General features: G+C 59.4%; 13 protein-coding genes and 1 riboswitch. Of the genes, 9 read left to right on the top strand and 4 right to left on the bottom strand.

All coding sequences use genetic code 11. The annotated features are described in order from the left end of the window. The first annotated feature begins 4 nt into the window (after positions 1 to 4). The 9 genes from urtC (at position 5) to HCZ23_RS15195 (ending at position 10,113) form a co-directional block, all read left to right on the top strand. Positions 5 to 1,225 carry an urea ABC transporter permease subunit UrtC gene (gene urtC, locus HCZ23_RS15235; RefSeq protein WP_254870337.1) on the top strand — a complete coding sequence of 407 codons (1,221 nt, stop codon included), beginning with the start codon at positions 5 to 7 and terminating at the stop codon, positions 1,223 to 1,225. Then, complete coding sequence (urtD, locus tag HCZ23_RS15230) at positions 1,222 to 1,971, top strand: urea ABC transporter ATP-binding protein UrtD (protein ID WP_167602604.1); 750 nt, start codon at positions 1,222 to 1,224, stop codon at positions 1,969 to 1,971. The genes urtC and urtD overlap by 4 nt, the downstream gene beginning before the upstream one ends. A gap of 12 nt (positions 1,972 to 1,983) precedes the next feature. Further along, positions 1,984 to 2,682, top strand: a complete 699-nt coding sequence (urtE, locus tag HCZ23_RS15225) for an urea ABC transporter ATP-binding subunit UrtE (RefSeq protein WP_167602603.1) — start codon at positions 1,984 to 1,986, stop codon at positions 2,680 to 2,682. 136 nt (positions 2,683 to 2,818) lie between these two features. Further along, positions 2,819 to 3,940 (top strand): LacI family DNA-binding transcriptional regulator, encoded by a 1,122-nt coding sequence (locus HCZ23_RS15220; protein WP_167602602.1) that lies wholly within the window; start codon positions 2,819 to 2,821, stop codon positions 3,938 to 3,940. 24 nt (positions 3,941 to 3,964) lie between these two features. Further along, on the top strand, positions 3,965 to 5,314 hold the full coding sequence (locus tag HCZ23_RS15215) for an ABC transporter substrate-binding protein (RefSeq protein ID WP_167602601.1): 1,350 nt from the start codon (positions 3,965 to 3,967) through the stop codon (positions 5,312 to 5,314). A 61-nt stretch (positions 5,315 to 5,375) separates the two neighbouring features. Continuing rightward, positions 5,376 to 6,623, top strand: a complete 1,248-nt coding sequence (locus HCZ23_RS15210) for a carbohydrate ABC transporter permease (protein ID WP_167602600.1) — start codon at positions 5,376 to 5,378, stop codon at positions 6,621 to 6,623. Then, complete coding sequence (locus HCZ23_RS15205) at positions 6,620 to 7,831, top strand: ABC transporter permease subunit (RefSeq protein ID WP_167602599.1); 1,212 nt, start codon at positions 6,620 to 6,622, stop codon at positions 7,829 to 7,831. Before HCZ23_RS15210 ends, HCZ23_RS15205 begins: the two co-directional genes overlap by 4 nt. Then, a complete protein-coding gene (locus tag HCZ23_RS15200) occupies positions 7,828 to 9,099 on the top strand; it encodes a hypothetical protein (protein WP_167602598.1) in 1,272 nt (423 codons plus the stop codon). Before HCZ23_RS15205 ends, HCZ23_RS15200 begins: the two co-directional genes overlap by 4 nt. Positions 9,100 to 9,102: 3 nt before the next feature. Further along, complete coding sequence (locus HCZ23_RS15195) at positions 9,103 to 10,113, top strand: ABC transporter ATP-binding protein (RefSeq protein ID WP_167602597.1); 1,011 nt, start codon at positions 9,103 to 9,105, stop codon at positions 10,111 to 10,113. Between the two features lie 67 nt (positions 10,114 to 10,180). Here HCZ23_RS15195 and nrdF read toward each other — a convergent pair whose 3' ends face one another. Genes nrdF through nrdH form a run of 4 tightly spaced genes read right to left on the bottom strand, consistent with a single transcriptional unit; the run spans position 10,181 to position 14,042 of the window. After that, positions 10,181 to 11,152 carry a class 1b ribonucleoside-diphosphate reductase subunit beta gene (gene nrdF, locus HCZ23_RS15190; protein ID WP_167602596.1) on the bottom strand — a complete coding sequence of 324 codons (972 nt, stop codon included), beginning with the start codon at positions 11,150 to 11,152 and terminating at the stop codon, positions 10,181 to 10,183. A gap of 10 nt (positions 11,153 to 11,162) precedes the next feature. Then, a complete protein-coding gene (nrdE, locus tag HCZ23_RS15185) occupies positions 11,163 to 13,325 on the bottom strand; it encodes a class 1b ribonucleoside-diphosphate reductase subunit alpha (RefSeq protein ID WP_167602595.1) in 2,163 nt (720 codons plus the stop codon). After that, on the bottom strand, positions 13,307 to 13,789 hold the full coding sequence (gene nrdI, locus HCZ23_RS15180; RefSeq protein ID WP_167602594.1) for a class Ib ribonucleoside-diphosphate reductase assembly flavoprotein NrdI: 483 nt from the start codon (positions 13,787 to 13,789) through the stop codon (positions 13,307 to 13,309). The genes nrdE and nrdI overlap by 19 nt, the downstream gene beginning before the upstream one ends. Positions 13,790 to 13,793: 4 nt before the next feature. Continuing rightward, the gene (gene nrdH / locus HCZ23_RS15175; protein ID WP_167602593.1) at positions 13,794 to 14,042 is read right to left on the bottom strand and encodes a glutaredoxin-like protein NrdH; all 249 of its coding nucleotides are present in this window, start codon (positions 14,040 to 14,042) and stop codon (positions 13,794 to 13,796) included. Between the two features lie 66 nt (positions 14,043 to 14,108). Beyond that, positions 14,109 to 14,313, bottom strand: a riboswitch (cobalamin riboswitch). Positions 14,314 to 14,335: the final 22 nt, after the last annotated feature.

The raw sequence follows: 14,335 nt of genomic DNA, 5'->3' as shown, positions 1-14,335 counted from the left end.
GACGATGTTCAAGAAAAACCCTTCCCTTATGGTGTTCATCGGGCTCCTCGCGATCTTCACTCTCGCCGTCACCTTCATGTCGGAGGCCTATGGCACGGGAGCGCTTTCGACCTCTTTCGTCAAGACCTTGGGCAAGACACTCTGCCTCGCGCTCGTGGCCATCGCGATGGATCTGGTCTGGGGCTACACGGGCATCCTCTCCTTGGGCCATTTCGCCTTCTTCGGGCTGGGCGGCTATATGATCGGCATGTGGCTGATGTATGCGCGCACCGAGATCATCGTGGTTGAGAGCATGGCCAACGCCGCCCTGCCACCCACGCCCTCGGAAATCTCGGACGCCATCGGGACGCAGATTTTCGGTGTCGTCGGCTCGTCGGATTTCCCACTGATCTGGACGTTTGCGCATAGTTTCTGGGCGCAGATCGCCTTGGTCGTGCTGGTGCCCGGCCTCCTCGCGCTTGTCTTCGGCTGGCTGGCCTTCCGCTCGCGGGTCACGGGCGTCTACCTGTCGATCCTGACCCAGGCAATGACCCTCGCGCTCTCGCTTTACCTCTTTCAAAATGACAGCGGCTTGCGCGGCAACAACGGTCTCTCGGGCCTGCAAAACCTGCCCGGCGCGGATGCGATCTCGCAGGACAATATCTCGATCTGGTTCTTCTGGGCCTCGGCTTTCGCGCTCTTGCTCACCTATCTGATCGCCGCCTTCATCGTCTCCGGCAAATTCGGCTCCGTCATTCGCGGCATCCGCGACGACGAGGCGCGGGTGCGGTTCCTGGGCTATTCGGTCGAAGGCTTCAAACTTTTCATCTTCACCCTCACCGCCGTGATCGCGGCCATCGGTGGCGCGCTTTATTATCCGCAAGCGGGCATCATCAACCCCGCCGAGATCGCCCCCATCGCCTCGATCTACCTCGCGGTCTGGGTTGCCATCGGTGGACGTGGCCGCATCTACGGCGCGGCGATCGGCGCCGGGTTCGTCTCGCTGGTCTCGACCTATTTCACCGGCGGGCAAGCGCCCGACATCAACCTCGGGTTCTACACGATCAAATGGGTCGATTGGTGGCTTGTGCTTCTGGGCCTGTCCTTCGTGCTCGTCACCCTGTTTGCCCCCAAAGGCATCGGCGGATTGTTCGATCTGATCACGCATCGCATGTCGCCGAACCGGCATGGCCTGCCGCTTGGTCCCGACAAAGGCAGCCTGCGCGAAGAGGAGGCGGAGAAATGAGCAACACAGGCACACTTCTCGAAGTCTCCGGCATTTCCGTCTCTTTCGATGGGTTCAAGGCGATCAACAACCTGTCCTTTGAGATCGGTCCCGCCGAGATGCGCGCCATCATCGGGCCCAACGGGGCGGGCAAGACGACCTTCATGGACATCGTGACCGGAAAGACGAAACCCGATGAGGGCAAGGTCCTCTGGGGCGAGCTGTCGCGCAATCTGATCGGCATGAACGAGGCCAAGATTGCGCGCGCCGGGATTGGCCGCAAATTTCAGCGCCCGACGGTGTTCGAGGACCAGACGGTGTTCGAAAATCTGCTGATGGCGGTCAAGAATGACCGCAATCCGCTGAAGGTTCTGTTCTTTCGGCCAAAGTTCAAAGACCTCGCGAAGGTCGAGGAACTGGCCTCCGAGATCGGTCTGTCCGATCAGTTGGAGCGCAAATCCGGCGAGCTGTCGCATGGTCAAAAGCAATGGCTGGAGATCGGCATGCTCTTGGCGCAGGACCCGAAGCTTTTGCTGGTCGATGAACCCGCCGCCGGGATGACCTTGGGCGAGCGCGAGCACACGACGGACATCCTGAAAGAGGCCGCGAAAACCCGCGCTGTGGTGGTGGTCGAACACGATATGGAGTTCGTCCGGCGCCTCGACTGCAAGGTCACCGTGCTGCACGAGGGATCGGTTCTGGCCGAAGGCTCGCTCGATCACGTGACGCAAAACCAGGACGTAATTGACGTCTATCTGGGTCGATAAGGAGAGATAACCATGCTCGATGTGAAAAACCTCTCTCTCCACTATGGTGGCTCGCAAATCCTCTATGACGTGGATATTTCGGCCGAGGCCGGAAAGGTGACCTGTGTCATGGGCACCAACGGCGTTGGCAAAACCTCCTTGCTCAAGGCGATCTCCGGCACCCATCCGCGTTCCGGGGGCTCGATGATGCTCGATGGCGAAGATGTCGGGCGTGCGCCCGCGCACGAACTGGCGAAAAAGGGCCTCGCCGTGGTGCCGCAGGGGCGGATGATCTTTCCGCTTTTGACGGTGCGGGAAAACCTTGAGAGCGGGTTCACCTGTCTACCAAAATCCGAACATGTCATCCCCGATGAAATCTTCGAGCTGTTCCCGATCCTCAAGGAGTTCATGAACCGGCGCGGCGGCGATTTGTCCGGCGGTCAGCAACAGCAATTGGCCATCGCCCGCGCGTTGATCATCAAGCCGAAGCTCTTGCTCTTGGATGAGCCGACCGAGGGGATTCAGCCCAATATCATCCAGCAGATCGGTCGCGTGATCTCGCTTTTGCGCGACCGGGGCGACATGGCGATCGTGCTGGTGGAGCAGTATTTCGAGTTCGCTTACGACCTCGCCGACAGCCTTGTTTTCATGGAGCGGGGGCGTGTGACCTCAACCCATGACAAGGCCGATATGTCCAAGGAAGAGGCGGCCAAGGTCTTCCGCATCGCCTGAATTTTTCCCTCACAATCAATAGCTTCCATTTTGGCGCCGCAGCATTTTTGCTGCAATGCCAAAATGGACTATTTGATAAAAACACGTTGCCGAAACCGGTTTCGGCGTTTCTTGTGAGAGGGAGGAGGCGAATCAGGTGAGGTCAGACGTAAAACCGGATCGACGCTCCCGCGACAACGCGCGGGTGACGATCACCGATCTTTCTCAGGCGCTGAGCCTGACGAAGGGAACGGTCTCCCGTGCTTTGAACGGCTACCCGGATATTTCCGAAACCACCCGCATTCGCGTCATTCGTGCCGCCCAGGCGATGGGCTATCGCCCGCTGAGCCAGGCGCAGGCGATCAAGACCGGGCGCAGCTGTTCTCTGGGTCTTGTGATCGAACTGTCCGAACATGATGCCCACGCGCCGTTTCTGGCCGAATTCCTCGCCGGGTTGACGCAGGCCGCTTCCGCTGAGGGTTGGACGTTGACGATCGCGACCTCCGAGAGCGAAGGCGACACCTTGCGGATCATGCGCGACCTGATTTTGCACCGCAAAGCCGATGGGTTCATCTTGCCACGTGTGTTGTGGGACGATCCGCGCATCGCCTTTCTGGATCGCGAAGATGCGCCTTATATTTGCTATGGGCGCAGCAAAAATCACGTAGAAACATCCTATTTTGATGCTCAGAGCGAAGTGTCGATGGTCGAGGCTGTGACCTGGCTTGCGCAGCTTGGTCATGAGCGGATCGCTTATATCGGCTCCGCCAGTCACTACGCCTATGCGCATCTGCGCCGCGACGGCTATCGCACGGGGCTTGCGCAAGAGGGGCTGGCGTTCGATCCGGCTCTGATGATCGAAGAGGTGCTCGACCCGGAAGAAGCCGCCAAGGCCACGCGCCAACTTTTGGCTCTGGAGCAACCGCCCACCGCCATTCTCTGTGCCACCGACACTTTGGCGCGCGGGGTTTATGATGTCGCCCATGAGATGGGGCTCCAGATCGGCTCTGACCTGTCGATCGTGGGTTATGACGGCTCGCCGGAGGCGCAGGCGATGTGGCCGCGTTTGGCCACCTTTGCCGTCGACAACCGAAAAGCCGGGGCCGCTTTGGGCGCAATGCTCATGGCGCGGCTCCGCGACCTGAACGCCCCGCTTCAGCAGGAGCTGATCGCGGCAGATTTTCGTCCGGGGGGCTCGACGGGGCGTCCGGGCAAGATGCCAGAAGAGCTGGCGCAACATGTGATCCGCCTGACGGCCGATCCCATTCGTAACGATTAAATGCATCAACTCAGGGAGAGAGCGATGACACTGAAAAAACACATCCTTCTGACAAGTGCGGCGACCGCGCTGGCACTGACCAGCTTTGCGGCAAGTGCTGATACATTGCGGTTCTGGACCACCGAGGAACAGCCGGATCGCCTTGCAAAGCAAGAAGAAATGGCGAAAGCGTTCGAAGAGAAAACCGGCACGGCGGTCGAGGTGATCCCGGTGACAGAATCCGAGCTTGGCACCCGCGCCACAGCCGCCTTTGCCGCAGGTGACCTGCCCGATGTGATCTATCACCCGCTGCAATATGCGCTGCCTTGGGCCGAGGCCGGGATCCTCGATATGGACGCGGCCACCGATGTGATCGAAGAGCTGGGCGTCGACACCTTTGCCTCCGGCGCTTTGGGCATGGCGGCGATGGATGACGGCTATGCCTCCGTGCCGGTCGATGGCTGGACGCAGATGATCGTCTACCGCAAAGACCTCTTCGACGAAGCAGGCCTTGAGGCACCGACGTCTTATGCGGCTGTCGAAGCGGCTCTCGAAAAACTGCACAACCCGCCGGAAATGTATGGCTTCGTTGCCGCGACGAAAGTGGACGAAAACTTCATGTCGCAGGTGTTGGAACATGTCTTCCTCGCCAATGGTGTGAGCCCGGTGGACGAGGGCGGTTTCGCGCCTTTGGATGAGGCGAAAACCACCGAAGTGCTTGATTTCTATAAGGCCATCGCCAATGCCTCGCCTCCGGGTGATCTCTATTGGGATCAGTCCCGCACGCTTTATTTCTCCGGCAATGCGGCAATGATCATCTGGTCGCCCTTCATCCTCGATGAGCTGGCCGGCCTGCGCGACAGTGCTCCGCCGACCATCAACGACGATCCGACTTCCGGCGAATTGGCGTCGAAAACCGGCATCGTGACGACCTTCTCCGGCCCGTCCAACCCGGACGGCGCGGCCTGGGGCGACATCCGCTATTTCGGCATCACGTCGGATGCAGATACGGATGCGGCCGAGGAATTCGTGATGTATTCCATGGATGAGGGCTATACCCAGACGCTGTCCATCGCGCCCGAGGGCAAGTTCCCGGTGCGTCGTGGCACGGCAGATGACCCGGAGTTGTTCGCCAAGGAATGGGCCGAACTTCCGGTCGGTGTGGATCGCAAAGCGCCTTTGGGCGAACTTTACGCGCAGGACATGATCGACGAGATCGTCGCCGGTCTCGACGTGGCGCAGCGGTGGGGCGTGACCGAAGGTCAACTGACGCTCGCCTCCAAGATGATCAACTCTCAGGTCATCAACCGCGTGGTGCGTGAGTATATCGACGGTGAAATCGACGCGGCCGCGGCCGTGGCCGAGATGAACGCCGAACTGGGCGCGATCGAATAAGCGCTTATCGGGGGTGCGGTGTGCGCACCCCCTCTCTTTCAGAACAGACAGGGAGTTTTCCATGTCGGACATCGGACCTCCGCGCGGGGCCGGGCCTTTGGCCCGTTCCGAGGCGCGCCTTGCCTGGGGCCTTTTGACCCCCACCATCCTCGCCGTTTCACTGGTCGTGATCCTGCCGCTTTTGGCGATCTTCTGGATTTCCGTGAAACCCGTCTCATTGTCGGATTTGCGGGCGCCGGACACGGTTGTGCGCGAAGACCTGCGCGGGCGCCCTGCGGCAGCGGGCGATGAGGCGACGCTCCGATACCGGCTGCGCAACTCGTCCCCGAGTTCCGAAATCACCGGCGTGACATTGCAAGACGCTTGGCCCGAGGGGCTGACATTGGCGGGTGAGTTGGACCCGCGCTGCGAGATCGCCGAAGGCCTGTTGTCCTGCGATCTGGGCGATTGGGAGGGCGGCTATCGTGAGACACTGAACATCCCTGTCGTGACCGAGCAGGCCTGGTTCGATACGGATAGCGATGTCGAGGACACGCCGGTTCAGGTCGATGGCAAAGCCTCTTTCGTGCTCACCAACAATGAGTTCACCTTAAAGAACTTTGTGTCCGTGTTTGACGGCGGCGAGTTCTTTAACGTCCTTGGAGTAACCCTGTTTTACACGGTCTTCGGCACGGTGGGGGCGCTGGTCATGGGGCTTTTCGCCTCCTTGCTGCTCAATCACTCCTTCAAAGGACAGGGCATTCTGCGCGGGCTCTACCTCTTTCCCTATGTGGCGCCGGTGATCGCGGTGGCCTTTGCGTGGATTTTGCTTTTCGATCCCTTCTCCGGCTCTGCCAATGCGCTTTTGGTGCAGATGGGGGTGACGGATCAGGCGATCAACTTCTTTGGCGAGCGGCCCTTGGCGCTGATCATGGTGACGCTGTTTGAGATCTGGCGTTATTTCCCGCTGTCGTTCCTCTTCATCCTCGCCCGGATGCAGTCGATCTCGACCGATATGTATGAGGCCGCCGATATGGATGGCGCCTCGCCGTTCCAGCAATTTTGGTATCTCAGTATGCCGCAGCTTTTGGGTATTTTGTCGGTGCTCTTCCTGTTGCGCTTCATTTGGACGTTCAACAAGTTCGACGACATTTTCCTTTTGACCGGCGGCAACGCGGGAACGCGCGTTTTGACTGTGAATGTCTATGAACAGGCCTTTGCTGTGTCGAACATCGGCGCGGGCGCTGCGGTGGCCGTGGTGATCTTTGCCTGTCTGCTGTTGTTCTCCGTGTTCTTCTTCAAATTCATGTCGAAGGAGGAAGGGCTATGAAACACCTCCGTTTTGGATATCTCACCGGCCCCGCCTTGGGCGTTTTGTGGACCTTCGTCATCGCGGTGACCGTCGCCGTGGCGATGAGTTTCGCCACCGGCGAGGCGTTCCGGCCTTCCCTGACGTGGTCCGTGATCTTTGGCATTCCCACGGGATTGGCGCTTGTCTGGGGCGGGACGACTTTGGTCGCCTCTGCCGTGCTCTCTGTGGTCTATTTTATTGCCCTGTCGCTTGGGATCGGTCCGGTTTTGACCGGCAACGTGTCCTCGGTGGCGCGCGTTGCGGCGGCTGTGTTCATGGGGATCGGCATCGGTTGGCCGCTCAAGGTCTTCGTCGAAGAGCTGACCCTGGGTGCGCTCACCCGCCATGAATTCGAGGAGGCTGTGATCCGCACGCTCCGGGGCTTTGGCTATATCTTCTTCACCGCCATCGTGGTCATTCCCTTCTATGTGATGGTGATGACCAGCCTGAAAAATCAGGCGCAACTGATGCAGAACCCCTTGGATTTCTCCATTGATCTGTCGCAGGGCTGGGGCCTGTTCCGGTCCTATGTCGAACTGATCACGGAGTTCAATTTCGGCTCCTATATGTGGACGTCGTTCTACATTTCCGTGCTGACCGTGTTCATCACGCTCCTGTTCGCGATCCCCGGTGCCTATGCCGTGGCGCGTCTTCGGTTCCGGGGGCAGGCGGCGTTTTCGCGGTCTATCCTCTTGATCTATATGGTGCCGATGATCGTTCTGGCGTTGCCGATCTACATCGCCTTTTCGATGATGGGGCTGCGCAATTCGATCACCGGCATCGTGATGATCTACCCGGTGACGACGATCCCGGTGGCTTTGTATATGCTGCAAGGCTACTTCCGCGGCCTGCCCGCAGAGATCGAAGAAGCCGGGCTGATGGATGGTCTCTCGCGGCTTCAGGTGATCTGGAAAATCACCCTGCCGCTCAGCCTTCCGGCACTCGCCTCCGTGTCGCTCTACGTCTTCATGATCGCGTGGAACGAGTTCCTCTTGGCCTTCATGCTCTTGGACGATCCGTCGAAATTTACCCTGACGCGCGGGATCGCCTCGCTCAACTCGTCGGAAATCCCACGGCAACACCTCATGGCAGGCTCGGTGATCGCCACCGTGCCGATCATGGCGCTGTTCTTGGGGCTTGAGAAATTCATGACCAAAGGCCTGACAGCCGGGAGCGTTAAAGGATGACACATCAAAACCCCATCGACCAAGCCGCCCGCGATGTCCTTTTGGGCAATGATCGTGGCGGCTACACCATCCCGACCGCGCGGCTTTATCCTTATCAGTGGAATTGGGACAGCATGTTTTCTGCCTGGGGATATGCCACTTTCGACATGGCGCGGGCGTGGCAGGAGGTGCATCTGTTGTTCGCCTCGCAATGGGACACCGGCATGGTGCCGCATATCATTTTCCACAAGGTCGACCCGGATTACTTTCCGGGGCCCAAGGTCTGGGGCGCCACCCATGAGCCGCCGACCTCGGGCATCTCGCAGCCGCCTGTGGCCGCGACGCTCATTCGGAAAATCTATGACATGGACCCGGAAGCGGGCCTGCCGCATGTGAAATCGCTCTATCCGAAGCTGGTCGCCTGGCACGATTGGTGGATCAGGGAACGCTGCAAAGACGGGCCTGTCGCCATCATCCATCCGTGGGAGAGCGGGCGGGACAACTGCCCTGATTGGGACCTCGGCATGGAGGGCATCGCGATCAATGAGGACGATCCCTACCTGCGCCGCGACACCACCCATGTGAAGGTGGAGGAACGCCCGCAGAAATGGGATTACGACCGCTATCTGGCGATCCTGGCCTTTGGCCGTTCCGTGAATTGGGATGACCGCGAGATGGTCGAGAACGGCCCGTTTCTGATGGCCGATCCGGGGATCAGCTTCGTGCTCCTGCGGGCCTTCTCTGACCTGATCGCCTTGGGCCGTATCTTGGGCGAAGATGTCACCCATTTGCAGGCGCAAGAGGCGCAGCTCCGCGAGGGGCTCGACAAGATGTGGAACGCCGAAAAAGGCTGGTTCGACGCCTATGATATGCGGACTGGAAAGTTCGCGAATGTTTTGGGATCGGGGGCGTTTTTGTCCTATCTCGCGGGCGTCTCGCGCCCGGCGCTGGACGCGCATTTCGCGCGGATTTGGGACAAGGTGTCCTACGGCATTCCGTCTGCCGACCCGGACAGTGAACGGTTCGAGCCGCGGCGTTATTGGCGCGGGCCGACATGGCCGGTGGTCAATTCGCTCATCGCCATGGGGCTCAAGGACATGGGCCGCACAGAGGCCGAAGCGCGGCTACGTGACGAGACCGCGCGCCTCATCGAGGGCGGTGGTTTTTGGGAATATTACGATCCGATGGATGGCACGCCCTGTGGCGGGGCCTCCTTTGGCTGGACGGCTGCCGTCTGGCTGACGTGGTGCGGTCAGACCCGTGCCCCGCAACAGACTGGGAAGGAGTAAGCGATGTCGAGCATTGAGCTACAGGCCGTCGAGAAATGGTTCGGCGATGTGCAGGTGATCAAGGGCGTTGATCTCAAGATCGACGAGGGCGAATTCATCATTTTCGTGGGGCCGTCCGGCTGTGGGAAATCCACGCTGTTGCGGATGATCGCGGGGCTGGAAGAGACCTCTCGCGGCAAGATTTTCGTGGGCGAGCGGGATGCCACCGCCGAGCCGCCGTCGAAGCGGGGTCTCGCGATGGTGTTCCAGTCTTACGCGCTTTATCCGCATATGTCGGTGCGCGACAATGTGGGCTTTGCGCTCAAAGCCGCCGGTGAGCCGAAGGATGTGATCAAGCAAAAGGTCGACGAGGCCGCGCGGGTTTTGAAGCTCGACGACTATCTCGACCGACGCCCGAAAGACCTCTCCGGCGGGCAGCGTCAGCGGGTTGCTATCGGGCGTTCCATCGTGCGTGACCCCACGGCGTTTCTGTTCGATGAACCTCTGTCGAACCTCGACGCGGCGCTGCGGGTCGAGATGCGCTACGAGCTTGCCAAACTGCACCGCTCGCTGAAATCCACGATGATCTATGTGACCCACGATCAGGTCGAGGCGATGACGCTCGCCGACCGGATCGTCGTGTTGGAGGCGGGTAAGATCGCGCAGGTCGGCTCGCCGAAAGAGCTGTACGAGCGCCCCGGCAACCTCTTCGTGGCGCAGTTTATCGGCAGCCCGAAAATGAACGTCATCCCGGCGGCCTCAACAGGGCTTGGTGACAAGGGCAAAGATCTGGGCATTCGTCCTGAGCACATCTCCATCGTTGCGCCCGGCGAGGGCGATCTCGATGGAGTGGTCGACGTGGTCGAATACTTGGGCGCCGACACCTACATTATCGTCGATGCGGAGAATGGCGCGGGGCAGATGACCATTCGCGATTTGGGCGACGCGCCGCATCAGCCGGGCGAAAAGGTCGGGCTGAAATTCGGCGAGGGCCGCACGCATCTGTTTGACGAGGCGGGTTTGGCGATCCGCTAAGGGCTTAAATACAAATGAAAAACGGCAGGCTTCGCGGCCTGCCGTTTTGTGTCTGCGATGCCCGAGATCAGAAATCCCAGTCTTCGTCCTCGGTCGCGACCGCTTTGCCGATCACGTAGCTGGAGCCCGACCCGGAGAAGAAGTCGTGGTTCTCGCTGTCGGGGCTGAGAGCGGCCAAAATAGCTGCGTTCACCTCGGAGACCTCCGGCGGGAACAGCGCCTCGAAGCCGAGGTTTTGCAGCGCCTTGTTGGCGTTGTAATGCAGGAAGGTTTTGACGTCCTCGGTCAAGCCGATCTCGTCATAAAGCTCCTCGGTGTATTGGTTCTCGATCTCGTACAGTTCGAACAACAGGCTATAGGCATAGTCCTTGAGCGCCTGTTGTTCGGCCTCCGGCAGCTTTTCCATGCCGCGCTGGAATTTATAGCCGATGTAATAGCCATGCACCGCCTCGTCGCGGATGATCAGGCGAATGAGATCCGCCGTGTTCGTGAGCTTTGCGCGCGACGACCAATACATCGGCAGGTAGAAGCCCGAATAGAACAGGAAGCTTTCGAGGAACACCGAAGCGATCTTGCGTTTCAGCGGATCGTTCCCGGGTGCGTAGGTCTCAAGAATGGCCCGCGCCTTGGCTTGCAAATGCGGGTTTTCCTCGGACCAGCGGAAGGCCTCGTCCACCTCTTTCGTCGAACAGAGCGTCGAGAAGATCGAGGAATAGGAGCGTGCGTGGACGGCCTCCATGAAGGCGACGTTGGTCAGAACGGCCTCTTCATGCGGCGTCACCGCGTCGGGCATCAACGACGGCGCACCGACGGTGTTCTGGATCGTGTCCAAAAGCGTGAGGCCGGTAAACACCCGGATTGTCAGGGTTTTCTCAAAATCTTTGAGCGTTGCCCAGCTTGGGATGTCGTTCGACAGCGGCACTTTTTCCGGCAGCCAGAAGTTCACCGTCAGACGGTTCCAGACCTCGAGGTCCTTGTCGTCTTCCAGGCGGTTCCAGTTGATGGCGCGCGGGATGCGGATATCGGTCATATCTTTCATAAGTGCCTCCTCAGAGCGTGCAGGACACGCAGCCTTGCACCTCGGTGCCCTCAAGGGCGGCCTGACGCAAGCGGATGTAATAGATGGTCTTGATGCCTTTTTTCCACGCGTAAATCTGCGCTTTGTTGATGTCGCGCGTGGTGGCCTCTGCCGGGAAGAACAGCGTCAGGGAAAGGCCCTGGTCGACGTGTTCCGTGGCGGCGGCATAGGTGTCGATCAGGGCTTCCGGCCCGATCTCATAGGCATCGCGGTAATACTCAAGGTTCTCGTTCGACATGAAGGCGGCCGGGTAATAGACGCGGCCGATTTTGCCCTCTTTGCGAATTTCAACTTTCGACACAATCGGATGGATCGAGGAGGTCGAATTGTTGATATAGGAGATAGACCCGGTCGGCGGCACGGCCTGAAGGTTGCGGTTGTAAAGCCCGTCCTTCATCACCGCTTCTTTGAGTTTCGCCCAGTCTTCGCGGGTCGGCAGGTCCATACCCTCGAACAGCGCCTTCACGGTCTCGCTTTCCGGCAACCAGTCGCGATCGGTGTATTTGTCGAAGAAGCTGCCATTGGCGTAGTCGCTGTCGGCGAAGCCTTTGAAGCTTTCTCCATGTTCGCGCGCCAAAGCGTTGCTCTCGCGGATCGCATGATAGGCGACGGCGGCGAAATAGACGGAGGTGAATTCGACGCCTTCGGGGGAGCCGTAATGGATGTGCTCGCGGGCGAGGAATCCATGCAGGTTCATCTGGCCCAGGCCGATGGCATGGCTTTCGTCATTGCCGCGCCGGATCGACGGCACGGAGTCAATCGCCGACATTTCCGACACGGCGGTCAGCGCACGCACGGCGGTGCCGACGCTCTGGCCCAAATCCTTGCCATCCATGGTTTTCGCGATATTCAAAGACCCGAGGTTGCACGAAATATCGGTGCCGAGGTGGCTGTAAGACAGGTCGTCGTTGAACTCGGAGGCCTCGTTGACCTGCAAAATCTCGGAGCAGAGGTTCGACATGTTGATCCGGCCCGCGATCGGGTTCATCCGGTTCACTGTGTCCTCGAACATGATGTAGGGATAGCCGCTTTCGAACTGAATCTCCGCGATGGTCTGGAAGAATTCCCGCGCGTTGATCTTTTTCTTGTGGATGCGTTTGTCGTCCACCATCTCCTCGTATTTCTCGGTGACCGAGATCTCAGAAAAGGGCACGCCGTAGACTTTCTCCACGTCATGCGGGGAGAAGAGATACATGTCGGCGTTTTTCTTGGCCAACTCAAAGGTCACGTCGGGGATCACGACGCCGAGAGACAGCGTCTTGATGCGGATTTTCTCGTCGGCGTTTTCGCGTTTGGTGTCCAAAAACCGCATAATATCAGGGTGGTGCGCGTTCAGGTACACGGCACCGGCACCTTGACGTGCGCCCAATTGGTTGGCGTAGGAAAAGCTGTCTTCCAACAGCTTCATCACCGGGATCACACCCGAAGACTGGTTCTCAATGCCTTTGATCGGCGCGCCGTGCTCGCGGATGTTGGTCAGCAAAAGCGCCACACCGCCCCCGCGTTTCGACAGTTGCAGCGCGGAGTTGATGCCGCGACCGATGCTTTCCATGTTGTCTTCGAGACGCAGAAGAAAGCACGAGATCAACTCGCCACGGGATTTCTTGCCGGCGTTCAAAAACGTCGGTGTTGCGGGCTGGAACCGGCCCGACAGCATTTCGTCCATGAAGGACAGCGCCAGCGCCTCGTCACCGCGCGCCAGAGCCAGAGCGGTCATCACCACACGGTCCTCATAGCGCTCAAGATACCGCTGCCCGTCGCGGGTTTTCAGCGTGTAAGAGGTGTAATATTTGAAGGCGCCGAGGAAAGTCGGAAAGCGGAATTTCTTGGCATAGGCCTCATCCCAGATCTTGCGCATGAAGTTCTTGGAATATTGGTCCAGAACCGCCGCCTCGTAATAGCCTTCCTCCACGAGATAGCCGAGCTTCTCGTCGAGCGAGTGAAAGAACACGGTATTCTGGTTCACATGCTGCAGGAAATACTGACGTGCCGCCATGCGGTCGGCCTCAAACCGGATATGCCCGTTTTCGTCGTAGAGATTGAGCATTGCGTTGAGCGCGTGATAATCCGTGGTGCCATTCAGGTCGGTTTTCTGGCCGGCTTTCTGGCCGCTCTTCAAGCCATCGTCGAGCATGGCGCATCCCCCATTTGTGCGAGGCCGAGGTTCCGGCCCATCTGTTCCAATCCGGCGCGAACCCGCGCGATGTCGTTGTCAAATCCCGCCAGCTCGAATTTGTACAAGAGCGGGACATTGCATTTCCGGGCGATCACATCGCCCGCGCTGGCAAACAAAGTGCCGAAATTTCGGTTTCCAGACCCGATCACGCCGCGCAGCAGTGCGCGGGTGTCGGGATCGTTCAAGAGGCGGATCACCTGTTTCGGAACCGCGCCGCGTCCCTCGCCATCCGCATAGGTCGGACAGATCAGGACGAAAGGCCGGTCGATCACCGGCCCTGTCACCTTCGGAGAGATCGGAATGCGTTTCGCCGGAAGGCCGAGCCTTTCGACGAAGCGCAGGGTGTTTTCCGAGGTGGAAGAATAATAGACGATATCCGGAAAGCAGGTCGGCAGCGATGCCTCTGGACACACGTCTGACATCGGATCAGGACAGGCGTGCGATCATGTCGGGGCGAAAGCCGGACCAGTGATCGTCACCGGCGACGACAACAGGCGCCTGACGGTAACCGAGGCCGGTCACATGGGACATGGCGTCGTCGTCCTGGGTCAGGTCGATCACATCGTAGCTGATGCCTTTGGCGTCAAGCGCGCGCGTTGTGGCGGTGCATTGCACGCAGGCGGGTTTCGAGTAAACGATGATGGTGTCGGTGATGGTCGCGGTCTGGGCGGTCATTGCTCTTTGTCCTCTTGTGTCGTGCCGAGGACAGCGGAAAACCCCGCGCCCCCGAACCCTCCGTTCGTGGTTCTGTTCCGCTTTGGCAGGTCTCCTGACTTCGCGGATCATGGCTTGGCTGGCCTTCCCAGGAACCCTTTCAAAGGGCGGCCCCAGTGGCGTTTTCAACCGCGCTCACCGCTTACAGTTACGGGGGTAGTGCCGGATTTACACCGATCTTCCCTCTTAGCCACCGACGCGAGTCGATGGAACCGAAGCAACATCATATAGCTTCCTGAGGTGGTCTGGTGTCA

Origin of the sequence: Celeribacter sp. HF31, from assembly GCF_011806455.1 — a bacterium.
In the GTDB taxonomy this organism is placed as follows: domain Bacteria; phylum Pseudomonadota; class Alphaproteobacteria; order Rhodobacterales; family Rhodobacteraceae; genus Celeribacter.
This window is presented reverse-complemented; position numbering and strand designations above follow the sequence as displayed.

What these genes read in the sequence shown, in the direction of transcription:
- urtE (WP_167602603.1), top strand. Translation starts at nt 1,984, where the DNA reads ATGCTCGATGTGAAAAACCTCTCTCTCCACTATGGTGGCTCGCAAATC.
- HCZ23_RS15195 (WP_167602597.1), top strand. Translation starts at nt 9,103, where the DNA reads ATGTCGAGCATTGAGCTACAGGCCGTCGAGAAATGGTTCGGCGATGTG.
- nrdI (WP_167602594.1), bottom strand. Translation starts at nt 13,789, where the DNA reads ATGTCAGACGTGTGTCCAGAGGCATCGCTGCCGACCTGCTTTCCGGAT.
- HCZ23_RS15210 (WP_167602600.1), top strand. Translation starts at nt 5,376, where the DNA reads ATGTCGGACATCGGACCTCCGCGCGGGGCCGGGCCTTTGGCCCGTTCC.
- nrdH (WP_167602593.1), bottom strand. Translation starts at nt 14,042, where the DNA reads ATGACCGCCCAGACCGCGACCATCACCGACACCATCATCGTTTACTCG.
- urtC (WP_254870337.1), top strand. Translation starts at nt 5, where the DNA reads ATGTTCAAGAAAAACCCTTCCCTTATGGTGTTCATCGGGCTCCTCGCG.
- nrdF (WP_167602596.1), bottom strand. Translation starts at nt 11,152, where the DNA reads ATGAAAGATATGACCGATATCCGCATCCCGCGCGCCATCAACTGGAAC.
- HCZ23_RS15215 (WP_167602601.1), top strand. Translation starts at nt 3,965, where the DNA reads ATGACACTGAAAAAACACATCCTTCTGACAAGTGCGGCGACCGCGCTG.
- urtD (WP_167602604.1), top strand. Translation starts at nt 1,222, where the DNA reads ATGAGCAACACAGGCACACTTCTCGAAGTCTCCGGCATTTCCGTCTCT.
- nrdE (WP_167602595.1), bottom strand. Translation starts at nt 13,325, where the DNA reads ATGCTCGACGATGGCTTGAAGAGCGGCCAGAAAGCCGGCCAGAAAACC.
- HCZ23_RS15205 (WP_167602599.1), top strand. Translation starts at nt 6,620, where the DNA reads ATGAAACACCTCCGTTTTGGATATCTCACCGGCCCCGCCTTGGGCGTT.
- HCZ23_RS15200 (WP_167602598.1), top strand. Translation starts at nt 7,828, where the DNA reads ATGACACATCAAAACCCCATCGACCAAGCCGCCCGCGATGTCCTTTTG.